Consider the following 25,355-nt stretch of genomic DNA (forward strand, 5'->3'; position numbering starts at 1 on the left):
GAAGATATGACAAAATTAATCTTTATGGGGACACCCGACTTTTCAGCAACAGTTTTAAAAGGGCTTTTGACAGATGACCGTTATGAGGTTCTAGCTGTTGTAACCCAGCCAGACCGTGCTGTAGGCCGTAAAAAAGTGATCCAAGAAACATCAGTCAAGCAGGCTGCCAAGGAAGAAGGTCTTCCTATCTACCAACCTGAAAAATTATCTGGAAGTCCAGAGATGGAAGAGATTATGAAACTAGGAGCAGATGGAATTGTGACTGCTGCTTTTGGGCAGTTTCTCCCAAGTAGACTCCTTGATAGCATGGACTTTGCTGTTAACGTTCACGCTTCTCTTCTTCCAAAACACCGTGGTGGTGCGCCTATCCATTATGCCTTGATTCAAGGGGATGAGGAAGCTGGTGTGACCATTATGGAGATGGTTAAGGAAATGGATGCAGGGGATATGATTTCTCGTCGTAGTATTCCGATTACGGATGAGGACAATGTTGGAACCTTGTTTGAGAAATTAGCTCTTGTTGGTCGCGATTTGCTTTTGGACACTTTGCCTGCCTACATTGCTGGTGACATCAAACCTGAACCGCAGGAATCAAGCCAAGTTACCTTTTCTCCAAATATCAAGCCAGAAGAAGAAAAACTGGACTGGAATAAAACCAATCGTCAACTTTTCAACCAAATCCGTGGGATGAATCCGTGGCCTGTTGCCCATACTTTCCTTAAGGGCGACCGCTTTAAGATTTATGAAGCACTACTAGTGGAAGGTAAGGGAAATCCAGGTGAGATCCTTTCTATTGGTAAGAAAGAATTGATTGTCGCAACGGCAGAAGGGGCTCTATCCCTCAAACAAGTGCAGCCAGCTGGTAAACCTAAGATGGACATTGCTTCCTTCCTCAACGGAGTTGGACGGACATTGACTGTAGGAGAACGATTTGGTGACTAAAGTAGAAACGGCTAGAAGTTTAGCTCTAGCAGTATTAGAGGATGTTTTTATCAATCAAGCATACTCAAACATCGCCTTAAATAAGCATCTCAAGGGAAGCCAACTTTCTGTAGCAGACAAGGGCTTGGTGACAGAGATTGTCTATGGAACGGTTGCCCGTAAACTGACTCTGGAATGGTACCTGTCCCACTTTATAGAAGACAGAGACCAGTTAGACAGCTGGCTCTATGTCCTACTTCTCATGAGCGCCTACCAGCTCCGCTATTTGAACAAGATTCCAGATCATGCTGTGGTCAATGAAGCAGTGGAATTGGCCAAAGTCCGTAAAAAGGGCAGTGAAAAATTGGTCAATGCTATCTTACGTCGTATCTTGCGTGAAGGTTGGCCAGATATTGCTAGCATCAAGCGAAAAAACAAGCGTGATTCCATTGCCTATTCTCTCCCAGTTTGGCTAGTTGCCAAGCTCAAGGAAGAATACGGCGAAGAGCGGGCACAAGCTATTTTTGAAAGTCTTTTGGTGCGCAACAAGGCCAGCATCCGAGTGACTGATTTAAGCCGAAAAGAGGAAATCAAAGCCTTGTTGGAAGCTAGTGCTTCACCTTTGTCTGTTTCTGGTCTGGTTAAGGAGCAAGGCCACTTTGCGGGACATGACCTATTTTCAGAGGGGGCTATTACTATCCAAGACGAGTCTAGTCAGCTGGTTGCTCCCACTCTTGATTTACAAGGTGATGAGCAGGTTCTAGATGCCTGTGCGGCTCCGGGTGGAAAAACAGCCCATATAGCCTCTTATCTCACGACAGGTCAGGTTACTGCTCTGGACTTGTACGACCATAAGTTGGACTTAATACAAGAAAATGCCCAACGTTTGGGGGTTGTAGATCGGGTTCAAAGGCAAAAATTGGATGCCAGAAAGGTACATGAGTTTTTTGGTCAGGATTCATTTGATAAGATTTTGGTAGATGCTCCCTGTTCAGGAATTGGTCTTCTACGCCGAAAACCAGACATCAAATACAATAAAGAAACGGCAGATTTCGCGTCCTTGCAGGAAATTCAGCTAGAAATATTAGGTAGTGTTTGTCAAACACTACGCAAAGGTGGTATAATAACTTATAGTACCTGTACTATTGTCTCAGAGGAGAACTTTCAAGTCGTACAGGCATTTTTAGAAAGTCATCCTGAATTTGAGCAGGTAACACTAGAACATGAATGTAAGGATATCATGAAAGATGGCTGTATCCTCATCACACCTGAATTGTATGGAAGTGATGGATTCTTCATCAGTCAATTTCGCAAGATATCGGATTAGGAAGGAACTAACACATGGAAATTTCATTATTAACAGATGTTGGTCAGAAACGAACAAATAACCAAGACTATGCCAACCACTATGTCAATAGAGCTGGACGTACCATGATTATCCTAGCTGATGGTATGGGAGGTCATCGCGCAGGGAATATCGCTAGTGAGATGGCGGTAACAGACCTGGGTGTAGCTTGGGTTGATACACAAATCGATACGGTTAATGAAGTGCGTGAATGGTTTGCTAACAACCTTGAGATTGAAAATCAAAGGATTAACCAATTGGGACAAAATGAAGCCTATAAAGGAATGGGAACAACCCTTGAGGCTGTAGCCATTATTGATAATCAGGCTATCTATGCCCACATTGGGGATTCTCGTATCGGTTTGATTCGTGGAGAAGAATACCACCAGTTAACGAGCGACCATTCTTTGGTCAATGAATTGCTTAAGGCAGGTCAATTGACGCCAGAAGAAGCTGCTAGCCATCCACAGAAAAATATTATTACTCAATCTATTGGTCAAAAAGATGAAATTCAGCCTGATTTTGGAATAATCACCCTTGAGCCTGGGGACTATCTCTTACTCAATAGTGATGGCTTGACAAATATGATTTCAGGAAGTGAGATTTCTGATATTGTAACCAGCGATATTTCTTTGGCAGATAAGGCAGCAACCTTGATTCGTTTTGCCAACAATGCAGGTGGTTTAGACAATATCACAGTTGCCCTTATCGCTGTTAATGAGGAGGCAACAGAATGATCCAAATCGGCAAGATTTTTGCCGGGCGGTATCGGATTCTCAAACAGATTGGTCGAGGAGGCATGGCAGATGTTTACTTGGCTAAAGATTTGATTCTAGACGGGGAAGAAGTGGCAGTTAAGGTCCTGAGGACCAACTACCAAACAGATCCTATTGCAGTGGCTCGTTTTCAGCGGGAAGCGAGAGCCATGGCAGATCTGGACCATCCTCATATCGTTCGGATTACAGATATCGGTGAAGAAGAGGGACAACAGTATCTCGCAATGGAATATGTTGCTGGATTAGACCTCAAACGCTATATCAAGGAACATCACCCTCTTTCAAATGAAGAAGCGGTTCGAATCATGGGACAAATCCTCTTGGCTATGCGTTTAGCCCATACTCGAGGAATTGTTCACAGGGATTTGAAACCGCAAAATATCCTTTTGACCCCAGATGGGACTGCCAAAGTTACAGACTTTGGGATTGCGGTAGCCTTTGCTGAGACAAGTCTGACCCAGACCAACTCAATGCTAGGTTCCGTTCATTATTTATCGCCAGAGCAGGCGCGTGGCTCTAAAGCGACTGTACAGAGTGATATCTATGCCATGGGGATTATTTTCTATGAGATGTTGACTGGCCATATCCCTTACGATGGGGATAGTGCAGTGACCATCGCCCTCCAGCATTTCCAGAAACCACTGCCATCGGTTATAGCTGAAAATCCATCTGTACCTCAGGCTTTAGAAAATGTTGTTATCAAGGCAACTGCTAAGAAATTGACAGATCGCTACAAATCAGTCGCTGAGATGTATGTGGACTTGTCGAGTAGTTTGTCTTATAATCGTCGTAATGAACCAAAGCTGGTCTTTGACGATGCGACTAAGGCGGATACCAAGACTCTTCCTAAAGTTCCACAAAGTACCTTGACTTCTATTCCTAAAGCTCCGGTACAAGAGGGAAGACCTCAGCCTAAGCCCCAAACTCATCAGACAGAAAAAACAGTACCTAGTCCAAAGCCAACTAAACGGCGTCGCATGAAAGCACGTTATCCAATTTTATTGGCGACCTTCTTGTTGGTTGTGGCATCCTTAGTATGGATTTTATATAGAACGCCTGCTACCATTGCCGTTCCAAAGGTGGCAGGTCAGACGGTTGCTGAGGCTAAAGAAGCGCTTAAGAAAGCCAATTTTGAGGTTGGTGAAGAAAAAACAGAGGCTAGTGATAAGGTTGAAGAAGGTCGTGTTATTCGTACCGATCCTGACGCTGGAACTGGTCGAAAAGAAGGAACAAAAATTAATTTGATTGTGTCTTCTGGTCAGCAATCCTTCCAACTTGGAAATTATCTTGGACGAAAATCTAGTGATGTAGTGGCAGAATTGAAAGGCAAGAAGGTTCCAGAAAATCTAATTAAGATTGAGGAAGAAGAATCCAACGAAATCGAAGCCGGCACAATCATGAAACAAAGTTTACCGGAGGGAACAACCTACGATCTTAGCAAGGCAACTCAAATAGTTTTGACAGTTGCTAAAAAAGTAAATTCGATTTCAATGCCAAGATATATTGGTTCAACTCGAGAATTTGCAGTTAATAATCTTACAGAGATATATGGAGTTAAAAAAGCTAATATCGAAGTTGTAGAAGTGTCTACTGCTCCTGAAGGAACAGCTGAGGAGACTGTTGTAGAGCAAAGTCCAAAACCGGGTGGAAAAATTGATTTAGCCAGCACACGTATTAAAATTTCGATTTATAAACCCAAAACACCACCATCAAGTTCCTCTTCAACGTCAGTTCAACGTGGTAACCAAGGTTCACCTACTACTCCAAATCAAGGGAATCAACAAGGTGGTCAGCAAGGAAATCAACAAGGAACGGTTCCTACTCCGACTCAACCAAATAGTGAAGGAAACCACGAAAATTCTCGTGATTAAACGAATCTTTGTCATGATTTCATGGCAAAGATTTTTTTTGAGTCCGGATTTGTGATAGAATAGAAGGAGTTGATAAAAGGAGGAACGCATGGAAGAATCAAGAGAATTAAATGCCGTCATCGATGTGATTATGTTAGCTGGAACCATTCTTCTCAAAAGTGGCTCAGAGATTCATCGTGTAGAAGATACCATGATCCGCATTGCGCATTCACAGGGGATTGTGGATTGCAATGTTCTTGCCATGCCTGCCGCTATCTTTTTCTCCATTGAAAATACCAATATTTCGCGTATGAAGCGTGTGACTTCCTCGTCTTATAATATTGAAAAAGTCTGCGATGTCAACCAGATTTCTCGTCGGCTGGTTGGGGGGCAGATTGATTTAGAGACGGCCTTCAAGCAATTGACGGCCTTGCAAGCTCGACCTCTTCCCTATACTAAGTTGCAGGTAACTCTAGCTGCGACCTTTAGCGCCCCTTTCTTTTCAATTATGTTTAGTGGAAATATCTACGACGCACTTGGGGCAGGAGTGGCTACCTTATTTGGTTTTGCCTTTTCCCTTTATGTGGAGAAGTTTATCCGAATTCCCTTTGTGACAGCCTTTGCTGGAGCCTTTGTCTTTGGGATGATTGCCCAGTTTTGGGCTCGCTACACAGGTTTTCCTTCAACGGCAGATTTGATTATAGCTGGTGCGGTCATGCCGTTTGTACCAGGGATTGCCTTGACCAATGCGGTTCGTGATATTATGACCAACCACATAAACTCTGGTATGAGTAAGATGTTTGAATCCCTGCTCATTACCCTTGCTTTAGGGGCGGGAACTTCTGTCGCCTTGGTATTGATGAATTAATATGACACTAACAACCTTTTTATTACAAGCAGTAGCAAGTCTTCTTGCCATCATCACTTTTTTAATCGTACTCAATGTGCAACGCTCTATGCTTTTACCTGGAGGGATTTTGGGTATGGCTGTCTGGTTAATCTATCTCTTGCTCAAGGAACCAACCAATGTCATTGTAGCCACCTTCATTGCAGCCATTATCGGTTCTTGTGTCAGCCAGATTTTAAGTATTCTTTATAAAACACCTGCTGTGGTCTTTATCTTGGCCATCTTGGCACCTCTGGTTCCGGGTTATCTCTCCTATCGGACAACTGCCTTTTTTGTGACAGGGGATTACAATCATGCCATTGCTAGTGCTACCTTGGTTGTCATGTTGGCTCTGGTAATCTCTATAGGAATGGCTAGTGGAACAGTAATTCTCAGATTTTATTCCTACTTAAGAAAACAGCATAATAGTTAGATTGATAAGGGACTTGATTTGGTGAATCAAGTCTTTTTTCTCTCTTTTACTGCTATTTGTGATAAAATAGTATAGAACGATTTTTTACAATGAATGATAAAACAGAGGTAAATATGACAATCGGTATTGATAAGATTGGTTTTGCGACCAGTCAATATGTCTTGAAATTACAAGACTTAGCAGAAGCGAGGGGAATTGACCCTGAAAAATTAAGCAAAGGACTCTTGCTCAAGGAATTGAGTATTGCGCCTCTAACTGAGGATATCGTGACCTTGGCAGCCAGTGCAAGTGATTCTATTTTAACTGAGCAAGAAAGATCAGAAATTGATATGGTCATTGTGGCTACTGAGTCAGGAATTGACCAGAGTAAAGCTGCGGCCGTCTTTGTGCATGGTTTGCTGGGCATCCAGCCCTTTACTCGTAGTTTCGAGATTAAAGAAGCCTGCTATGGAGCGACAGCGGCCCTTCATTATGCCAAATTGCATGTGGAAAATTCTCCAGAGTCCAAGGTTTTGGTCATTGCCAGTGATATTGCCAAGTACGGTATTGAAACTCCAGGAGAACCCACTCAGGGTGCTGGCAGTGTGGCCATGTTAATTACACAAAATCCACGCATTATGGCCTTTAATAATGACAATGTGGCTCAGACTCGTGACATCATGGATTTCTGGCGTCCAAATTACTCAACAACGCCTTATGTAAATGGTGTTTATTCTACCCAGCAATACTTGGATAGTTTGAAAACGACTTGGCTTGAATACCAAAAACGTTACCAGCTTACCTTAGATGATTTTGCAGCTGTTTGCTTCCATTTGCCTTACCCTAAATTAGCCTTAAAAGGCTTGAAAAAAATCATGGATAAGAACTTGCCACAAGAGAAAAAAGACCTCTTGCAAAAGCATTTTGACCAGTCTATTCTCTACAGTCAGAAGGTGGGGAATATCTACACAGGATCCCTCTTCCTTGGACTCTTGTCTCTCTTGGAAAATACAGATAGCTTGAAGGCTGGCGATAAAATCGCCCTTTATAGTTACGGAAGTGGGGCTGTAGCTGAGTTCTTCAGTGGTGAATTGGTTAAAGGTTATGAAGCTTATCTGGATAAAGACCGCTTGAACAAACTCAACAAACGTACTGCCCTATCCGTTGCAGACTATGAAAAGGTCTTCTTTGAAGAAGTAGACTTGGATGAAACAAACTCTGCCCAGTTTGCTGGCTATGAAAATCAAGATTTTGCCTTGGTTGAAATTATCGACCACCAACGCCGTTATAGCAAGGTTGAAAAATAATGAAGATAAGTTGGAATGGATTTTCTAAAAAATCATACCAAGAGCGCCTTGAGTTGTTAAAAGCTCAGGCGCTCCTTAGTCCTGAGAGACAAGAGAGTTTGGAGCAGGATGAACAGATGAGTGTGACTGTGGCAGACCAGCTGAGTGAGAATGTAGTGGGAACTTTTTCTCTGCCTTATTCGCTGGTTCCAGAGGTTCTTGTCAACGGTCAGGAATACACCGTTCCCTATGTAACAGAAGAACCGTCCGTGGTTGCAGCGGCCAGCTATGCCAGTAAAATCATCAAGCGTGCAGGAGGTTTTACTGCACAAGTTCATAAGCGTCAGATGATTGGACAGGTAGCTCTTTATCAAGTTGCTGATCCTGAACAAGCGCAAGTTAATATTACCAGCAAGAAGGCTGAGCTCTTGGAACTTGCCAATCAAGCCTATCCTTCTATCGTCAAACGAGGGGGCGGGGCGCGTGATCTACATGTAGAACAGATCAAAGGCGAAACAGACTTCCTAGTCGTCTATCTCCATGTTGATACCCAAGAAGCCATGGGAGCCAATATGCTCAATACCATGCTAGAAGCCTTGAAACCAGTCTTAGAAGAACTCAGTCAGGGACAGAGTCTCATGGGAATCCTGTCCAACTACGCGACCGATTCTCTGGTGACAGCAAGCTGTCGCATCGCCTTTCGCTACTTGAGCCGCCAAAAGGATCAAGGACGAGAAATTGCAGAGAAAATTGCCTTGGCTAGCCAGTTTGCGCAGGCTGATCCTTATCGAGCTGCTACTCATAATAAAGGAATTTTTAATGGTATTGATGCCATTTTGATTGCCACTGGTAATGACTGGCGTGCCATTGAAGCAGGGGTCCATGCCTTTGCCAGTCAAGATGGAAGCTACCAAGGTCTTAGTCAATGGACGCTGAACCTTGAAAGAGAAGAATTGGTCGGTGAGATGACCTTACCCATGCCTGTAGGGACCAAGGGTGGTTCTATCGGCCTCAACCCTCGTGTGGCCCTTAGTCACGAACTACTGGGAAATCCTTCTGCCAAAGAATTAGCTCAGATTATTGTTTCTATCGGGCTAGCCCAAAACTTTGCAGCCCTCAAAGCCTTGGTAAGTACAGGAATCCAGCAAGGACACATGAAATTGCAGGCCAAATCCTTGGCACTTCTCGCAGGTGCTAGTGAATCCGAGGTAGCTCCCCTAGTTGAGCGCCTCATCGCAGATAAAACCTTTAACTTAGAAACTGCCCAGCGCTATCTAGAAAATTTAAGATCATAAAAAACTCAGACGAATCGGTCTGAGTTTTCTTGTGCTTACACTCAATGAAAATCAAAGAGCAAACTAGGAAGCTAGCCGCAGGTTGCTCAAAGCACTGCTTTGAGGTTGTAGATAAGACTGACGAAGTCAGTTACATATATTTACGGTAAGGCGACGCTGACGTGGTTTGAATTTGATTTTCATTGAGTATTAAATACTTTTTCCAGGTAATAGGGTAACTGGTAAGAAGTAGCCTGTTGTCGCAACTTCCTTACCTTCGATCTTCTGCAAGAGAAGATCAACAGTGAGGCAGGCAATCTCTTGCAAAGGTTGCTTAATTGTTGTCAAATGAGGGTAGTAGTTCTCGATAAAATAGGTCCCATCGTAGCCGATGACTTTGAGCTCTTCAGGAACAGAAATGCCTAGTTCTTGAGCAATTTTAATGACCAGAATAGCTGTCAAATCATCTGAAGCAAAAATGGCATCTGGCTTTTGTCGAGTCAAGATATTCTTGATTTCCATTTCTTTTCTGACAGGAGAAAAGTCACTGGAAACATTGATAATAGGTGCTTTGGGGAGAACAGATGCAAAGCCAGCGTGGCGTAGTCCAGTTGGCGAGTTAGAATTGTCATTTCCTGTAATCATGATGATAGACTGGGCGCCTGTCTTGACTAAGGTCTGGGCAGCAAGAACCCCACCAGCGTAGTTGTCAGAGGAAACGACTGGAATGTCTGGCGATAGGTTTCGGTCAAAGGAAATAATCGGTGCTGTCACACGATTGTAGTCTTCAATTCCTAAGTTGTGACTACCAGAAATGATACCGTCCACCTGATTGGCTTCCAGCATTTCGATGTACTCGCGTTCTTTTTCAGAATCATGCTCACTGTTGCAGATGATGGTCTTATAACCATTTTTGAAGAGTTGGTGTTCCAGCTTATCAATCAATTCTGCGTAGAAAACGTTGGAAATATTTGGGAAAATCAAGCCGATTAATTTAGCCGATTTTCCTTGCAGACTACGAGCTAGGTTGTTGGGTTTATAGCCCAATTCCCGCATGGCTTCATTGACCTTTTGAATAGTTTTCTCTGATAAATAGCCTTTTTTATTGATAACCCGAGAAACGGTAGTAGGGCTGACGCCTGCAAGTTTGGCGACATCAGTTAGTTTTGCGACCATAATCTAATTCATAGTAAGTTCCAGTTGGGTTTCCAGATTTGATCAGGATACCATTTTGGTCCGCATGTGGGAAGACACGACCAGAAAATACTTTTTCTCCTTTATTGATGAAAATTTCAAAGACAGAGTTATCGATGAAGATTGTAGCAGTAGTAGCCTGGTTATCGATTGGGCAAGAACGAGTTGTCCCAAATTCTTGAGCGTACTGTTCACCAGCTTGGCTACGATCCACTGTCACTTGACCATTTACAAGGTCAAAGTTGATTGAAAGTCCCTTGCCTTCTTTATCAGCAAGTAAGACAATCTCGCTCTGGCTATTGGCTTCCAAGTTGAGTTCAAGTTCGTAAGTGTTATTGGTTTGGGCACGATTTGAGAAGGCTTCTTCAGAAGCACGAAGGTCCTTGACAGCTGCGACTGGGTATTGGTAGAGTTTACCGTCTTTGATAGTGAGTTCTTTGACCAAAGAGAAGGTTCCTTGGTGGTCAAAACGATCAGAAGGGTAAGAAACATCTGGCAAACCAAGCCAGCTAACAGCTAGAGCACGTCCATCAGGAGAGTTGAAGGCTTGAGTTGCATAGGCTTCGAAACCATAGTCCATGTTTTGAAGTTGAGACACATCTACCATTTTGGCATTTTCAGGGTCAAAGGAAGCCCCAATCTTATACATATTTGGATAGATATTATCGTAATCTAGAACTTTCTTATCCAATCCTTGTGGGCAGTAAAGAAGGACAGGTTGCTCCCCTACAAAGATCAGATTTGGGCATTCCATCATATAGGCAGTGCGGTCGTTAGCAAAGTCAAGGTCGCCAACAGCTTGCCAGTTTGTGTAGTCGTTGTCAATAGCTTTGTAGAGACGAACGAAGCCTTTTTTCTCCAAATCTTGTCCACCGACGATGGCATAGTATTGACCTTTAAAATTAAAAATTTGCGGATCGCGGAAGTGGTCTGTAGAGTCTGCCGGCTGGTCAATTAAGATCTTGTCAATCTTCGTAATATTGCCTTCCTTATCCATCAAAGCCCCAATCTGGTATGGGTGACGGATCCAATTTTCATCGCGGACATTTCCTGTATAAAATAGGAATAAGTTATCGCCAAACTGCATGGCAGAACCAGAGTAGGCACCGTGGCTATCTAATGGAGTGTCAGGCAAAACTTTGACTCCAGTTTCTGTGAAATGAACCAAGTCCTCACTTTCCAATTGAACCCAAGATTTCAAACCATGGGCTGCACCAAAAGGAAAGTTCTGATAAAAAACAATCCACTTTCCATCAAAGTAAGAAAAGCCATTTGGGTCGTTTAGGAGTCCTGTTTTTGGCTCAACATGGTAATGAGTATGCCATGGAGATTGTGCCATATTTTCTTTTATATGTTGAATTTCTTCTTGCGTCCAATCTTGATAAAGTCTGTAACGACGCTCAGTTGTCCATTTCATTCATTCATTCCTCCAAAAATCTTATCACTTTTAATAGTAACCGTTTTCGGAAAAAAAAGCAAGCCTTTTATGTTAAAAAAAAGAAAAAACTGTCAAACGTTTGTCACAAAATAAATGCAGGAAATCAATCAACTTTTCAAGAAAATATGAAAGAGAATGAAACAAAACCCTTTTAAATAAGATTTTAAACTTATTTTTTCAAGGAATACCTGATAAAACAGTCAAAATCAATCAATCTAAAGCATGCTTACTAAGTGGATAGAATATTTTTTCTGCAAAACGCTTGACATATTTCTAAAACATGATAAAATAATAGTCGTAGGGCGGATAAAATCGCTTTCAAACAAGAACAAAATTTTATATAAGGAGATTTTTGCAAATGAACAATCAGGAAATTGCAAAAAAAGTCATCGATGCCTTGGGCGGACGTGAAAATGTCAACAGTGTTGCCCACTGTGCGACTCGTCTTCGTGTCATGGTCAAAGATGAAGGAAAAATCAATAAAGAAGTGATTGAGAACTTGGAAAAAGTTCAAGGTGCTTTCTTTAACTCAGGTCAATACCAAATCATCTTTGGTACAGGTACAGTTAACAAAATGTACGATGAAGTTGTTGCACTTGGTTTGCCAACATCATCTAAAGATGATATGAAAGCAGAAGCTGCCAAACAAGGGAACTGGTTCCAACGTGCTATCCGTACTTTCGGTGACGTTTTCGTTCCAATCATCCCAGTTATCGTAGCAACAGGTCTTTTCATGGGTGTACGTGGTCTATTGACTGCTCTTGGAATGACACTTCCAGCTGACGTGACAACTTACACGCAAATCTTGACAGATACAGCCTTTATCATCTTGCCAGGTTTGGTTGTGTGGTCAACCTTCCGTGTATTCGGTGGAAATCCAGCCGTTGGTATCGTTCTTGGTATGATGCTTGTTTCTGACTCGCTTCCAAACGCTTGGGCAGTCGCTTCAGGTGGTGAAGTAACAGCTATGAACTTCTTTGGTTTCATCCCTGTTGTTGGTTTGCAAGGTTCTGTTCTTCCAGCCTTCATCATCGGGGTTGTCGGAGCTAAATTTGAAAAAGCTGTCCGCAAGGTTGTTCCAGATGTCATTGACCTCTTGGTAACGCCATTTGTTACACTTTTGGTCATGTCTATCCTTGGACTCTTTGTCATTGGACCGGTCTTCCACGTCGTTGAAAACTACATCCTTATCGCTACAAAAGCGATCCTCAGCTTGCCATTTGGTCTTGGTGGTTTCTTGATCGGTGGGGTTCACCAATTGATTGTCGTGTCAGGTGTGCACCACATTTTCAACTTGCTTGAAGTTCAATTGCTTGCTGCTGACCATGCTAACCCATTCAACGCGATCATCACAGCTGCTATGACAGCTCAAGGTGCTGCGACTGTTGCGGTTGGTGTTAAAACTAAAAATCCAAAACTAAAAACACTTGCTTTCCCAGCTGCTCTTTCTGCCTTCCTAGGTATTACAGAGCCTGCTATTTTCGGGGTTAACTTGCGTTTCCGTAAACCATTCTTCCTTTCATTGATTGCTGGTGCAATCGGTGGTGGATTGGCTTCTATCCTTGGACTTGCAGGTACTGGTAATGGTATCACCGTCATCCCTGGTACAATGCTTTACATCGGTAACGGACAACTTGCACAATACCTTCTTATGGTAGCTGTATCATTCGTTCTTGGTTTCGCTCTTACTTATATGTTTGGTTATGAGGATGAAAAAGAAGTTGCTACTGAAGTAGAGACAGAACGTTTGGTCCAAGAAGAAACAACTGGTAACATTCCAGCAACTCTTCAAAATGAAACACTTGTAACTCCTATCGTTGGTGACGTTGTTGCTCTTGCTGATGTTAATGACCCAGTATTCTCAAGTGGAGCTATGGGACAAGGTATCGCTGTGAAACCTAGCCAAGGTGTGGTATATGCACCAGCTGATGCTGAAGTTTCAATTGCCTTTCCAACAGGACACGCTTTTGGTTTGAAAACAACTGATGGTGCTGAAGTTTTGATCCACGTTGGTATTGACACTGTATCTATGAATGGTGAAGGTTTTGAAGCAAAAGTTGCTCAAGGTGACAAGGTTAAAGCTGGCGATGTTCTTGGAACATTTGACTCAAACAAAATCGCTGCAGCTGGACTTGATGATACAACAATGGTTATCGTTACAAATACAGCTGACTACGCTTCAGTAGATTCAGTCGCAACTGGTTCAGTTGCGAAGGGGGATGCTGTGATCGAAGTGAAAGCTTAATCTTTCCTAGCTAAATGAAAACGAACAAATGACATGTTTGTTCGTTTTTGCTTGAATGGTAAGATTTACAGAGGAAAATCTAAAAAATTGAGAAACTTAGATTTTCGAAATATGCTATAATAAAGAAAATAAAAACAAGAGGTTTATCATGACAAAATTATATGGAAGCTTGGAAGCGGGCGGTACAAAATTTGTCTGTGCTGTCGGTGATGAAAACTTTAACGTTGTAGAAAAAACACAATTTCCAACAACAACTCCAATCGAAACAATCGATAAAACCATCGAGTTCTTTTCAAAATTCGATAACCTTGCTGGTCTTGCAGTTGGTTCATTTGGTCCGATTGATATTGACAAAAACTCAAAAACTTATGGCTTTATCACGACGACTCCAAAACCTCACTGGGCAAATGTGGACTTGCTTGGTGCCCTTCGTCGCGCCCTCAACGTGCCAATGTACTTCACTACAGACGTAAACAGCTCTGCCTATGGTGAAGTGGTTGCCCGTAACAATGCCGGCGGTCGTATCGAAAACTTGGTTTACTACACAATCGGTACTGGTATCGGTGCCGGTGTCATCCAACGTGGTGAGTTTATTGGTGGTGTGGGTCACCCTGAAATGGGTCACTACTATGTGGCTAAACACCCAATGGATATTGAAAAAGAATTCAACGGTGTTTGTCCATTCCACAAAGGATGTTTGGAAGGTTTTGCGGCTGGTCCAAGTCTAGAAGCTCGTACAGGTATTCGTGGTGAAAACATTGAACTCAACAGCTCTGTCTGGGATGTTCAAGCCTATTATATCGCTCAGGCTGCGGTTAATGCTACAGTGACTTTCCGCCCAGACGTAATCGTCTTTGGTGGTGGAGTCATGGCTCAACAACACATGCTGGACCGTGTCCGTGAGAAATTCACAGCTCTTCTCAATGGTTACCTACCAGTACCAGACGTGCGTGATTACATCGTGACGCCAGCAGTCGCAGGAAATGGTTCTGCCACACTTGGGAACTTTGTTCTTGCAAAAGAAGTTTCAAAATAAAGCACAAAATCCGCTTGGGAAACCAAACGGATTTTTTACGTGTCAAAGCATTTGCCAGAAAAAGTCGATAATATAGGTCAGACCGTAGGTATAAACCACGAGGGTAAAGGGCTTGGTCAGAATGATGATGGTCATATAGCGCTTGAAGCTCATCTTGGTCAGGGCAGCCAGCATACAGAGAAAGTCAGCTGGACTAATGGGCCAAATCATCATAAAAATAAAGAAACGGTCAAAACGATTGCCCTTATCCAACCAGCCGATATACTTGTCATAGGTACGCTTGCTGACGACAGACTGGACAAAGGCAGCCCCATAGAGGCGCACCAGATAAAAGATAATGGCACAGCCAATCACGATGCCGATATAGTTGTAGATTGTACCGATGATGTGGCCGTAGATAAAGACGCCAGCGACAGAGGTCAAGGCTCCTGGAATGATAGGGACGACCGTCTGTAAAATCTGTAAAAAGATAAAGAGAGGTGGCCCCCAGATACCTGCCTGCTGGATAAAGGCAGAGAGGGTTTCCTTAGACTGTAAAATCCCAGCCTGATAAGCCCAAATACAGAAAATCAAACTCCCAACCCCACCGACAATCGATGAGATGTTGATAACTTGCTGTAGAAGGGGAGAAACAGCTTTCATTTGTTTATCCTGTGACATGTAAACTCCTCATAGATAGTATAATTCTATTATACCATATTTTGGAGGAGAAAGGGGGAATGAGTCTTTTTGATGAGGAATGGATAGTGAATAGGCCTTCGAGACTTAGAATAGATCTCTTTCCTAAAGTTTACATGTATTCTAGGTTTAGAATAAGTGTAATTACATAAATTTATAAGTAAATTACGTTTCGAATAGCTTATATGAGAAAGTTTTGAGGTCTTCGAGCTTTCGAATAGTCGTATTTACTAAAGTTTATATGTATTCTAAGGCTAGAAAAGTTAAAATCTAAAAATAGTAAGGGTCTCTATCTGATGGACGAAGTTTATGTCCAGTATGAATCCTTCGAATCGTTAGTTAATTTTAATATTAATCAGTTCTGAAATAATCGCTAAATATAGTTAGATATGGAATTAATTATTACTTGACTTCGTTTTTTTAAATGGTAAAATAAAGTTGTCCATAGGTTTAGCCGTATGGGAAGTCGAATTTATCTGTCACAATGATAGACGCTTGCTCACAAGCTACAAATTGTGCTATAATTAATATAGGTGAGAAGATGTTAATTTTGATTATCGTTGCAATCTGCCTCGGTCGGCAGTTTGGATTCGAACTTAGACAACGTCCTCGTCTACGTTCGACTCTTAGTCAAATCAACCAGTTTACAGAATCGGAGGGACTACTGATGGATTTCTTTGAAGAAATCGTTCTAACATTCGTGACTAATTTGGTATTCGGTATTATAAAATAAATTAATAAGTGTGCAATATTAGCTTTTATTATAGGAATACCGACCTATTGCTAATATTGCTCCTTTTGTTTTATGGAAAAAATAAATTTCAAATCGTATAAGTGTAAGAAATATCGTCATATTGATAAAAGGATAATGATTGATAGGGTAATAGATTATATTACAGACCCAGAGAAAGTTGCTCGTCATAGCTTTCTTCCTTTTTTGCGTTATGAGCGGAAAAATTCTAAGTACGTTGGTTATGAGTTTAGTGATATTGATGGTAGACCTGTAAAGTTTAAAATTCGTCCTCTAATGTATGCAGGCCATTTAGATGGTTTGATATATAAATATTACTCTGAATTACTAAATATTTGCTACAATGAGTGGATGGAGGATAATGAATTAAATTTCTTCTCGGTGGCATATCGTACGAATAAACAACATCAAAGTAGTATAAATTTTGCTGCGGAGGCGATTTCTTTTATAGAGAAGCAAGACAATGCTTTGGTAATTATTGGTGATTTTGAAAAGTTTTTTGATACATTGGATCACAAATTATTAAAGGATAGATTGCAGAGAGTATTAAAAGTTCAACAATTACCCAGTGATTGGTATAACATATATAAATCACTAACTAAATTTGCCTTTATTGAAAAAAGTACTTTAGATTTTTCTGATGATTCTTTGGTACTGAAAAATGATGTTAGTTATTTTCGAAGTATAGGTGATTTTAGAAAATTTCAAAAATATAATAAATGCAAATTAAACAAAAATATTTTTGGAATCCCTCAAGGAAATTCATTAAGTGGAGTTCTTGCTAATATCTATGCTATTGATTTTGATAGGAGCTTAGCTGAACTTTCAAAAGAATTTGATGGTTTTTATCAAAGATATTCTGATGATTTTATAATTGTATTAGATGTTGAAAAACTGTATTCTAGGTATGGAAATAATTTTGTAGAGGAGATTACAAATTTATTAAAAGAACTATCAGATGAAAATAAAATTCATTTACAGACTGATAAAAATAAAAAATTTTTTATTAATGATAATGTGGTATTGGATGAACACAACAAAGTAAATGGTATAGATTATTTAGGTTTTCGATTTGATGGTAATAATGTCAAAATTCGTGAAAAGAGTATCTATAAATTTTACCGTGAAGGTAGAAAATTGATATACAAATCTAAATGTATTCAAAGAAAGAAAGGATTAAAGAAGCTACCAAATCGTCACAAAATTTACTCGTTGTATACTGATTTTGGAAAATCAAAAAAATATCCTAGTAATTTTATAAAATATGCTCAGAGATCCCAGGAAATATTTGATAAAATTAGTCCAAATACTTCTAATCTAATGTTATCACAATTAAAAAATAGAAAGAAAAAAATTGAAAAAGCATTAGGATATAGGATTCACTCTAAAATGAACATCACTCGCTCTTCTGTACTGCATCCCAAAAGTTAGATTTTTTCTGTCTAACTTTTAGGACGCACTTTTATTCTTGGTTTAAGTGCTTTTTCTTAAAATATGATAAAATATAAAGGATAATGCATTGAATTAGGGAAGTGAAAATGGCAAGTAAAGAAAATGCAGAACGCAAGGAACTGCATCGTAAGATTTGGTCGATTGCGGACGATGTTCGAGGAGCTGTAGATGGTTGGGATTTTAAACAATACATTTTAGGAATCCTTTTCTATCGCTTTATTTCAGAGCATATGGCTGATTATTTTGACCGCGCTGAGCATGAGGCTGGGGATCTAGAATTCCGTTATGCTGAATTGAGTGACCAAGAAGCTGAGCAAGATTTTAAACCAGGGACAGTTGAGGATAAGGGATTCTTTATCCTTCCGAGTCAACTATTTGAAAATGTAGTCAAGGATGCTTCACAAAATGAAAATTTAAACGAAGAATTGGCCAATATTTTTCAAGCTATTGAGAAGTCAGCGATTGGCTTCAAATCAGAAGATGATATCAAAGGTCTGTTTGATAACTTGGATACAAGAAGCAACATCCTTGGTGGGACTGTTCCAGAAAAAAATAAGCGCCTATCTGATATCCTAAATGGTATCAATAGCATTAACTTTGGTAACTTTGAGGAAAATGACATTGATGCTTTTGGGGATGCTTATGAGTTCTTGATTTCCAACTATGCAAGTAATGCAGGAAAAAGTGGGGGTGAATTTTTCACACCTCAGACAGTCTCTAAACTACTAGCTCGTCTAGTGATGGTCGGCAAGGACAAGATTAACAAGGTCTATGACCCAACATGTGGTTCAGGCTCTCTCCTTCTTCAAATGAAAAAACAATATGAAGACCATATTCTAGAAGATGGATTCTTTGGTCAAGAAATTAACATGACCAACTATAACTTGGCTCGTATGAATATGTTCTTGCACAATATCAACTACAATAACTTTGATATTAAGCGAGGAGATACCCTTTTAAATCCTCAGCATTTAGAAGAAAAGCCATTTGATGCTATCGTTTCTAACCCTCCGTATTCTGTCAAATGGGTGGGAGATGGAGATCCAACTCTAATAAATGATGACCGCTTTGCTCCAGCTGGTAAGCTAGCTCCTAAATCAAAAGCTGACTTTGCCTTTATCATGCATAGTCTAAATCACTTATCCAATAAAGGTCGAGCAGCTATTGTATGTTTTCCAGGAATTTTCTATCGTGGAGGAGCTGAAAAGACCATTCGTCAGTATCTAGTAGATAACAACTTTGTTGAAGCAGTGATTTCCCTTCCAGACAATCTCTTCTTTGGAACTTCTATCGCAACGACTATCTTGGTTTTGGCAAAAAATAAACTAGAGAACAAAACGCTCTTTATCGATGCGAGTAAGGAATTCAAAAAAGAGACTAACAACAATGTTTTGACGGGTAGCAATATCGAACATATAGTTGAATTATTCTCTAATTATCAAAATGTTGACTATAAATCTGCTCTTGTTGATAATGATGTGATTGGTTCAGAGCAGAATTATAACCTATCTGTTTCAACCTATGTCGAACAAGAAGATACACGTGAGAAGATTGATATTGATGTGCTTAATAAAGAAATAGCTGAGACCGTTACTAAGATTGACCACTTGCGTGCAGAGATAGATAAGATTGTCGAGGAGCTGAGCTATGGCAAATGATGTGATTCTCTATCGAACAGATGATGGTGAGTCAGCTATTGAACTCCACTTGGATAATGGAACGGTTTGGCTGACTCAACAAGAACTAGCTGAGCTCTTTCAAACTTCCAAGCAAAATATTAGTAAACATATTAAGGCTATTTTTGAAGATGGTGAGTTGGATGAAGCAGTGGTTGTCAACTATCAGTTGACAACCACTGCTTCATGGTGCAATGGCTGGTAAAACTCAGTCAAAAAAAGTCGCCTACTATAATCTCGATATGATTTTAGCGATTGGCTACCGTGTATACTATATTGAAAATATTGAAAATAATTCCAAAAATAGTAAAAAATCCTTGAATTATCTGTTAAAAACGGTATAATAGAATTAATAGGACCGCCCACCTCTCTTTGATGTGACAAGGCGGACATTTTTTTATACGGAAGTTACTATGAAAATTAAAGAATTTAAAACTTGGGATGAGCAGGTGGCCAAATTAATTGAGCACGGATGTAAAGATATCAAATCAAATGAGTATGCGATTGATATTTTACAAAAGGTTAATTATTATCGGCTAACTGCTTATTTTTTACCTTTTCGTGACAAAGAGACGCAGAAGTATGATTCCAGCAAGGTTTCTTTGGAGAAAATTTATGGAATTGCTTGTTTTGATTCAGAGTTACGTTTGCTTATTTTCAAGTATTTAGAGGACATTGAGTTGTATTTTAGGACTCAAGTCGCCTATCATCATGGAAATAAATACGGAGCTTTAGCTTATAAAGAAGCGACTGCTTTTAATAAATTTCATAAACATAATGAATTTTTAGGAAATGTTGAAAAGGAGTTGGAACATAGGAAGAAAAGCCCTATTTATAAGCATCACCACCGAAAATATGATGGAGAATTTCCTATCTGGGTTTTAGTAGAATTTTTTACTTTTGGAATGACTTCGAAATTTTTTGCAGATTCTCCGATAGATATCCAGAAAGATATTGCTAAAAATGTTGGTATAAAGTCTACTCAAGTTAGAACCTATCTAGAAGTTGCAGTGGTTCTAAGAAATTACTGTGCCCACTATAATCGTTTATATTATACAAGCTTCACAAAGGTCCCTGGTCAACTCCCTACTTTCATGAACGAAAATAGTAAATTGAAAAATAGACTAATGGCACAACTTTATGCGGTTAAAAGCCTCCATCCTGATAAGAAAAAATGGAATGAAGGATTTCTAGGTGAATTGTCAGCACTCATTAAACGTTATCAAGCAGTAATTCATCTGCATCATATTGGATTTGTAGAGGAGTGGGAAAAAGTACTAAAGAAATGAGGAAGTATAATATGAACATCCTAGAGGAAATCCAAAACTGTCCTGTTGAGTGGAAAGATTTAGGGGAAGTGGTATTTCTAAAACGTGGAAAAACAATTACCTCTAAAACAGCTACTGATGGACCTTATCCAGTTATTTCTGGAGGTCAGAAGCCTGCATACTTCCATGGAGACTTTAACAGAGAAGGTGAAACAATAACTGTTGCAGGTAGTGGTGCATATGCAGGTTTTGTGATGTATTGGAATGAACCGATATTTGTATCAGATGCTTTTTCTATTAAACCATTTGATAAAATGTTAAGTACAAAGTATTTATACCATTATCTCCTTGAAAAACAAGGAATACTTTTTAGTCTAAAAAAAGGATCAGGAGTACCACACGTGTATCCTAAGGATGTTTCAAGAATTTCCATCCCTATTCCTCCGTTAGAAATTCAAGAAAAAATCGTGCAAAAACTTGACAAAATGACTGAGTATGTTACAGAATTGACCTCAGAATTGACCTCAGAATTGACCTCACGTAAAAAGCAATATTCTTATTATCGAGATAAACTCTTATCCTTTGAGGATGAAGTTTATCAGGTTGAGTGGAAGATGTTAAGTGAGTGTCTAAAAAAAGGAAAAGGGACTAAAATTACAGCTGGTCAGATGAAACTACTTCACAAAGATGGTGCACCAATCCGTATCTTCGCAGGAGGAAAGACTTACGCTGATGTGAACTATGGAGATATTCCTGATAAAGATATTCATACTGAAGAAGCAATTATTGTAAAATCTCGCGGGATTATTGATTTTGAATATTGTACAAAACCATTTAGTTTTAAAAATGAATTTTGGTCATACAGTTCAGACAATGAAAATATCAATTTAAGATATATTTATCATTACTTAGTTCATAATAAAGAACATTTTCAAAACATCGCTAATAATATGCAGATGCCACAAATTTCTAGTAATGATACTGAAAAATTCAAAATCCCAGTCCCTTCTCTCGAAATCCAGTCTCGTATTGTTCAAGTTCTGGACAATTTTGACAAGGTTTGTAATGCCCTCAACATCGGACTGCCCAAAGAGATTGAACTTCGACAAAAACAGTATGAATATTTTAGAGAAAAACTCTTGACATTCGTCGCCGAAGGCGAGTACACTGAGAGTAGAGTAGAGGAGTGGGACAACTCCGCTATTATCAAGCTTTTACAGTGGGTATTTGGGCCAATTCGAGTGAAGGTGGGACAAGTTGTCAATTTGCAACGTGGGAAACGACTTGTTAGAAAGCAACTAACTACTTCAGGAAGTGTTCCAGTTTATCAAAATAGTTTGGCCCCCTTAGGATATTATACCGAATCAAACAGAGTGAAAAATACTAGCTTTGTAATTTGTGCAGGGGCGGCTGGTGAAATTGGGTATAGCACTGTGGACTTTTGGGCAGCAGATGATGTCTACACGTTAGAGACGTCAGATAATATTTCTGATAAATTTATGTACTATGTCTTGTTAAGTAAGCAAGATAGACTCAAATCACAGGTTCGAAAGGCTAGTATTCCTAGATTGTCTAAGGATATTATTGATAAAGTAACGTTCTACTTACCATCTCTTACTGAACAAGTAAGAATCGTCTCTACCCTTGACAATTTCAATACTTTAACCAACTCTCTTTCTGAGGGCCTTCCAAAAGAAATCGAACTAAGACAGAAACAGTATGAATACTGGAGAGAACAATTATTAAACTTTACTAGATAAATTCTTTAATCATTTTGAGATAGAATCTCAATTAAAATAAAAAAAGGAAGCATGCAATGGTTGATTATTCAAAAGTACATGAAGTAATTGCGGAAACAAATGAAGGGATTCTCTTGGCTGAGTATCAACCAGAGTATCGCACAGATAGAGAATTTCAGTCTGAGGCAGATTTGGAAAGACAATTGCTTATGGATTTAGTCAATGGTCTCAATTATGAACGATTGGATATCCATACACCTGCGGAGCTTTTAGCAAATGCAAAGGTCCAAATTGAAAAGCTTAATAAGGTGATCTTTACGAATGCTGAATGGCAACGTTTTGTAGTCGAGTATTTAGACTGTCCCAATGAAGGTTTGGTTGAAAAAACACGAAAAATCCAAGAAAATCATATCTATGACTTTGTTTTTGATGATGGACGGATTAAAAACATTTTTATCCTTGACAAGAAAAACATTCACAACAACAGTATGCAGGTCATCAACCAAGTGACGCAAGTGGGGAGTCATACCAACCGTTATGATGTGACCATTTTAGTCAATGGTCTTCCGCTAGTTCAGATTGAATTGAAGAAGCGTGGGGTTAGTCTACAAGAAGCCTTTAATCAGGTTCACCGTTATAGTAAGGAAAGCTTTAACAGCGAAAATTCTTTGTATAAGTATGTTCAGATTTTTGTGATTTCGAATGGCACTTATACACGCTACTTTGCAAATACGACAGCTCAAAATAAAAATCACTATGAGTTTACCTGTGAGTGGGCAGACCGTAAGAATAAGACTATTCACGAATTGGAAGATTTTACTGTTACTTTCTTAAGCAAGCGTGTCCTCTTGGAAGTTTTGACCAAGTATTGTGTTTTTGATGTGGACAATACCTTGCTCATCATGCGCCCTTATCAGATAGCAGCTACCGAGAGTATTTTGAGAAAAATTCATTCCTCTAATGAGATGAAGAATTTTGGAACAATCAATGCTTGTGGCTATATCTGGCATACAACAGGGTCAGGGAAAACCTTGACCAGCTTTAAGACTGCACGCTTAGCGACAGAGTTGGACTATATTGACAAAGTGATATTCGTTGTAGATAGAAAAGACATAGACTATCAAACTATGAAGGAATATCAAAAATTCCAACCAAATTCAGTCAATGGTAGTAACAATACAAAAGAACTACAACGCAGTATCGAAGAAAATGATGATCGAATCGTTGTCACAACTATTCAAAAATTAAATAAGTTTATCACTGCGAATCCTAATCATGAAGTCTATGCTAAGAAATGTGTCTTGATTTTTGACGAGTGTCATCGTTCTCAGTTTGGGAAGGCTCAAAAGCGCATTAAGAAGGCTTTTAAACAGTACGCTCTATTTGGTTTTACAGGGACACCGATTTTCCCAGAAAATAGTTTAACGGGAGAAACAACTCAAGAAGTTTTTGGGGAGCAACTTCATAACTATGTTATCACGGATGCTATTCGAGATAAAAAAGTCTTGAAGTTCAAGGTTGATTACAACTATATCAAGCCTGAAATCAATAAGTATAGAGAAGCTGAAAAAGCAGTTGGCCGAGAGATTGATGAGAAGAAACTCAAAAAGATGGAGAAGGAGCTACTTCTACATCCAGAACGGATAGCAACCATCACAGAGTACCTGTTGAGAGTGTATAATACAAAAACACACCGAAATCAACACTATACTCATAAACAAAAACAATTGTCTGGATTTAATGCTATGCTGGCTGTACAAAGTATTGAAGCAGCAAAATTATACTATGAAGAACTCCAACGACAGCAAGCAGCTTTACCAGAGGCTAAGCGTTTGAAAGTTGCGACTATTTTTAGCTTTGCGCCTAACGAAGAACAGTCAGCTTATGGAGAAATTCAAGATGAAGAGCTAGAACCTCAAGATACAGCCATGCCTCTAACTTCTAAAGAGTTTCTTTCTAGAGCAATTGATGATTATAATCACATGTTTAAGACCAACTTCTCAGCTGATGGGAAGGAGTTTCAAAATTACTATCGTGACCTTTCCAAACGCGTTAAATCCAAGGAAGTGGATTTGCTGATTGTGGTCGGTATGTTCTTAACGGGATTTGATGCCCCGACTATGAATACACTCTTTGTCGATAAAAATCTACGTTATCATGGTTTGATTCAGGCCTTCTCGAGAACCAATCGGATTTTTAACAAGGTTAAACCTTTTGGAAATATTGTTTGTTTCCGTGATTTAGAAAAGGCTACGCAGGAAGCTATTAAGACTTTTGGAGACACCAACAAGCTTGAAATCATCTTAGAAAAAAGCTTTAGTGAATATATGGATGGTTTCGTTGACCAAGTAACGGGTATCGAGGTCAAAGGCTATACTGCAGTTTGTCAGGAAATTCTGGAAAGATTCCCGAATCCGCAAGAAATTGAAACAGAGCATGATAAGAAGGAGTTTGTTAAGTTATTTGGTGAGTTGTTGAAGCTTGATAATGTCCTTCGAAATTATGATGAGTTTCAAGAAATCGACAAACCTATTTCAGAAGGTTATCTTCAGGATTTAAGAAGCACTTATGTGGAAATTCGAGATGAATTTTTGAACCTTAAAAATTATGAAAAGGCCAAGGACTTGGATATTGATCTTTCAGATGTCGAATTTGAGATTGAACTCCTAAAAACAGATGAGATTAACCTGGACTACATTCTTGCATTGATTGTTGAAAAATCGAAGAATTCTGAGTCTAAAGAAGTAATGAAAGCAGAAGTTAGTCGTGTGATTCGCTCTAGCATTGATATCCGTGCTAAAGAAGAGTTGGTTATTGGATTTATCAATGACACTGATTTGCAAAAATTGAAAGACCATGATGGGATTATTAATGCTTTCTATGAATATGGCAAAGAGCGCAAGAAAATTGCGATTCACGACCTAGCTGAGGCTGAGAAACTTGTAGCTGATTATCAATTATTCATAGACAAATCAATTCAACGAGGTTATGCTGAAAATAGTGGGACTGATTTGGATTCGATTATTCCACCAACTTCTCGTAGACAAGGAGCGCGTGAACGGAAAAAGCAAGAAGTTTTACGTAAGATTCAGTTGTTAGTAGAGACTTATTCAGGTATTTAAGGATTG

The 25,355-nt window shown here is 39.6% G+C and carries 18 protein-coding genes and 1 pseudogene; 16 read left to right on the forward strand and 3 right to left on the reverse strand.

Annotation, left to right across the window (positions count from 1 at the left end; translation table 11 throughout):
* The first annotated feature begins 6 nt into the window (after positions 1 to 6).
* From fmt to D7D53_RS01070, 8 genes are all read left to right on the forward strand, one after another.
* Positions 7 to 942: a methionyl-tRNA formyltransferase gene (gene fmt / locus D7D53_RS01035; RefSeq protein ID WP_120769854.1), complete on the forward strand. Its 936-nt coding sequence runs from the start codon at positions 7 to 9 to the stop codon at positions 940 to 942.
* Positions 935 to 2,248, forward strand: coding sequence for a 16S rRNA (cytosine(967)-C(5))-methyltransferase RsmB (gene rsmB, locus D7D53_RS01040; RefSeq protein WP_162927857.1), 1,314 nt, complete (start codon positions 935 to 937; stop codon positions 2,246 to 2,248). The genes fmt and rsmB overlap by 8 nt, the downstream gene beginning before the upstream one ends.
* 14 nt (positions 2,249 to 2,262) lie before the next feature.
* Positions 2,263 to 3,003 carry a Stp1/IreP family PP2C-type Ser/Thr phosphatase gene (locus tag D7D53_RS01045; RefSeq protein WP_042751602.1) on the forward strand — a complete coding sequence of 247 codons (741 nt, stop codon included), beginning with the start codon at positions 2,263 to 2,265 and terminating at the stop codon, positions 3,001 to 3,003.
* Complete coding sequence (pknB, locus tag D7D53_RS01050; protein WP_120769856.1) at positions 3,000 to 4,913, forward strand: Stk1 family PASTA domain-containing Ser/Thr kinase; 1,914 nt, start codon at positions 3,000 to 3,002, stop codon at positions 4,911 to 4,913. Before D7D53_RS01045 ends, pknB begins: the two co-directional genes overlap by 4 nt.
* A gap of 88 nt (positions 4,914 to 5,001) precedes the next feature.
* The gene (locus D7D53_RS01055) at positions 5,002 to 5,760 is read left to right on the forward strand and encodes a threonine/serine exporter family protein (RefSeq protein ID WP_120769857.1); all 759 of its coding nucleotides are present in this window, start codon (positions 5,002 to 5,004) and stop codon (positions 5,758 to 5,760) included.
* 1 nt (position 5,761) lies between these two features.
* A complete protein-coding gene (locus tag D7D53_RS01060) occupies positions 5,762 to 6,211 on the forward strand; it encodes a threonine/serine exporter family protein (RefSeq protein ID WP_033682214.1) in 450 nt (149 codons plus the stop codon).
* 113 nt (positions 6,212 to 6,324) lie between these two features.
* Entirely contained in the window at positions 6,325 to 7,497 is a 1,173-nt protein-coding gene (locus tag D7D53_RS01065) for a hydroxymethylglutaryl-CoA synthase (RefSeq protein WP_162927858.1), read from the forward strand.
* On the forward strand, positions 7,497 to 8,771 hold the full coding sequence (locus D7D53_RS01070) for a hydroxymethylglutaryl-CoA reductase, degradative (RefSeq protein ID WP_120769859.1): 1,275 nt from the start codon (positions 7,497 to 7,499) through the stop codon (positions 8,769 to 8,771). Before D7D53_RS01065 ends, D7D53_RS01070 begins: the two co-directional genes overlap by 1 nt.
* 189 nt (positions 8,772 to 8,960) lie before the next feature.
* On the opposite strand, the gene D7D53_RS01075 is transcribed toward D7D53_RS01070, so the two are convergent.
* Positions 8,961 to 9,926 carry a LacI family DNA-binding transcriptional regulator gene (locus D7D53_RS01075; protein WP_000226006.1) on the reverse strand — a complete coding sequence of 322 codons (966 nt, stop codon included), beginning with the start codon at positions 9,924 to 9,926 and terminating at the stop codon, positions 8,961 to 8,963.
* A complete protein-coding gene (locus D7D53_RS01080) occupies positions 9,907 to 11,361 on the reverse strand; it encodes a sucrose-6-phosphate hydrolase (RefSeq protein WP_033685441.1) in 1,455 nt (484 codons plus the stop codon). The genes D7D53_RS01075 and D7D53_RS01080 overlap by 20 nt, the downstream gene beginning before the upstream one ends.
* Before the next feature lie 379 nt (positions 11,362 to 11,740).
* Between D7D53_RS01080 and D7D53_RS01095 the strand changes: the two genes are divergently transcribed.
* Positions 11,741 to 13,627, forward strand: coding sequence for a sucrose-specific PTS transporter subunit IIBC (locus tag D7D53_RS01095; protein WP_023948466.1), 1,887 nt, complete (start codon positions 11,741 to 11,743; stop codon positions 13,625 to 13,627).
* 148 nt (positions 13,628 to 13,775) lie between these two features.
* On the forward strand, positions 13,776 to 14,663 hold the full coding sequence (gene scrK, locus D7D53_RS01100) for a fructokinase ScrK (protein ID WP_033685440.1): 888 nt from the start codon (positions 13,776 to 13,778) through the stop codon (positions 14,661 to 14,663).
* 42 nt (positions 14,664 to 14,705) lie between these two features.
* On the opposite strand, the gene D7D53_RS01105 is transcribed toward scrK, so the two are convergent.
* On the reverse strand, positions 14,706 to 15,323 hold the full coding sequence (locus D7D53_RS01105) for a TVP38/TMEM64 family protein (RefSeq protein WP_000076168.1): 618 nt from the start codon (positions 15,321 to 15,323) through the stop codon (positions 14,706 to 14,708).
* An 886-nt stretch (positions 15,324 to 16,209) separates the two neighbouring features.
* On the opposite strand from D7D53_RS01105, the gene D7D53_RS01115 reads away from it, so the two are divergent.
* From D7D53_RS01115 to D7D53_RS01140, 6 genes and pseudogenes are all read left to right on the forward strand, one after another.
* The gene (locus D7D53_RS01115) at positions 16,210 to 17,523 is read left to right on the forward strand and encodes a reverse transcriptase domain-containing protein (protein WP_162927859.1); all 1,314 of its coding nucleotides are present in this window, start codon (positions 16,210 to 16,212) and stop codon (positions 17,521 to 17,523) included.
* Positions 17,524 to 17,630: 107 nt separating this feature from the next.
* Entirely contained in the window at positions 17,631 to 19,202 is a 1,572-nt protein-coding gene (locus D7D53_RS01120; RefSeq protein WP_120769862.1) for a type I restriction-modification system subunit M, read from the forward strand.
* Positions 19,192 to 19,555 (forward strand): annotated as a pseudogene (locus D7D53_RS01125) (cell filamentation protein Fic); the annotation flags it as partial. The gene D7D53_RS01120 and the pseudogene D7D53_RS01125, both read left to right, overlap by 11 nt.
* A gap of 78 nt (positions 19,556 to 19,633) precedes the next feature.
* Positions 19,634 to 20,509 (forward strand): Abi family protein, encoded by an 876-nt coding sequence (locus D7D53_RS01130; protein WP_120769863.1) that lies wholly within the window; start codon positions 19,634 to 19,636, stop codon positions 20,507 to 20,509.
* Between the two features lie 11 nt (positions 20,510 to 20,520).
* On the forward strand, positions 20,521 to 22,248 hold the full coding sequence (locus tag D7D53_RS01135; RefSeq protein WP_120769864.1) for a restriction endonuclease subunit S: 1,728 nt from the start codon (positions 20,521 to 20,523) through the stop codon (positions 22,246 to 22,248).
* 56 nt (positions 22,249 to 22,304) lie between these two features.
* Positions 22,305 to 25,349 carry a type I restriction endonuclease subunit R gene (locus D7D53_RS01140; RefSeq protein ID WP_120769865.1) on the forward strand — a complete coding sequence of 1,015 codons (3,045 nt, stop codon included), beginning with the start codon at positions 22,305 to 22,307 and terminating at the stop codon, positions 25,347 to 25,349.
* Positions 25,350 to 25,355 lie beyond the last annotated feature (6 nt).

This window comes from Streptococcus gwangjuense, from assembly GCF_003627155.1.
Taxonomy (GTDB): Bacteria; Bacillota; Bacilli; order Lactobacillales; family Streptococcaceae; genus Streptococcus; species Streptococcus gwangjuensis.

Coding starts and splice junctions, on each gene's coding strand:
- D7D53_RS01140 (WP_120769865.1), top strand. CDS start 22,305: ATGGTTGATTATTCAAAAGTACATGAAGTAATTGCGGAAACAAATGAA.
- D7D53_RS01115 (WP_162927859.1), top strand. CDS start 16,210: ATGATTGATAGGGTAATAGATTATATTACAGACCCAGAGAAAGTTGCT.
- D7D53_RS01045 (WP_042751602.1), top strand. CDS start 2,263: ATGGAAATTTCATTATTAACAGATGTTGGTCAGAAACGAACAAATAAC.
- D7D53_RS01065 (WP_162927858.1), top strand. CDS start 6,325: ATGACAATCGGTATTGATAAGATTGGTTTTGCGACCAGTCAATATGTC.
- D7D53_RS01075 (WP_000226006.1), bottom strand. CDS start 9,926: ATGGTCGCAAAACTAACTGATGTCGCCAAACTTGCAGGCGTCAGCCCT.
- pknB (WP_120769856.1), top strand. CDS start 3,000: ATGATCCAAATCGGCAAGATTTTTGCCGGGCGGTATCGGATTCTCAAA.
- D7D53_RS01130 (WP_120769863.1), top strand. CDS start 19,634: ATGAAAATTAAAGAATTTAAAACTTGGGATGAGCAGGTGGCCAAATTA.
- D7D53_RS01135 (WP_120769864.1), top strand. CDS start 20,521: ATGAACATCCTAGAGGAAATCCAAAACTGTCCTGTTGAGTGGAAAGAT.
- D7D53_RS01095 (WP_023948466.1), top strand. CDS start 11,741: ATGAACAATCAGGAAATTGCAAAAAAAGTCATCGATGCCTTGGGCGGA.
- D7D53_RS01080 (WP_033685441.1), bottom strand. CDS start 11,361: ATGAAATGGACAACTGAGCGTCGTTACAGACTTTATCAAGATTGGACG.
- scrK (WP_033685440.1), top strand. CDS start 13,776: ATGACAAAATTATATGGAAGCTTGGAAGCGGGCGGTACAAAATTTGTC.
- D7D53_RS01055 (WP_120769857.1), top strand. CDS start 5,002: ATGGAAGAATCAAGAGAATTAAATGCCGTCATCGATGTGATTATGTTA.
- D7D53_RS01070 (WP_120769859.1), top strand. CDS start 7,497: ATGAAGATAAGTTGGAATGGATTTTCTAAAAAATCATACCAAGAGCGC.
- fmt (WP_120769854.1), top strand. CDS start 7: ATGACAAAATTAATCTTTATGGGGACACCCGACTTTTCAGCAACAGTT.
- D7D53_RS01105 (WP_000076168.1), bottom strand. CDS start 15,323: ATGTCACAGGATAAACAAATGAAAGCTGTTTCTCCCCTTCTACAGCAA.
- D7D53_RS01060 (WP_033682214.1), top strand. CDS start 5,762: ATGACACTAACAACCTTTTTATTACAAGCAGTAGCAAGTCTTCTTGCC.
- D7D53_RS01120 (WP_120769862.1), top strand. CDS start 17,631: ATGGCAAGTAAAGAAAATGCAGAACGCAAGGAACTGCATCGTAAGATT.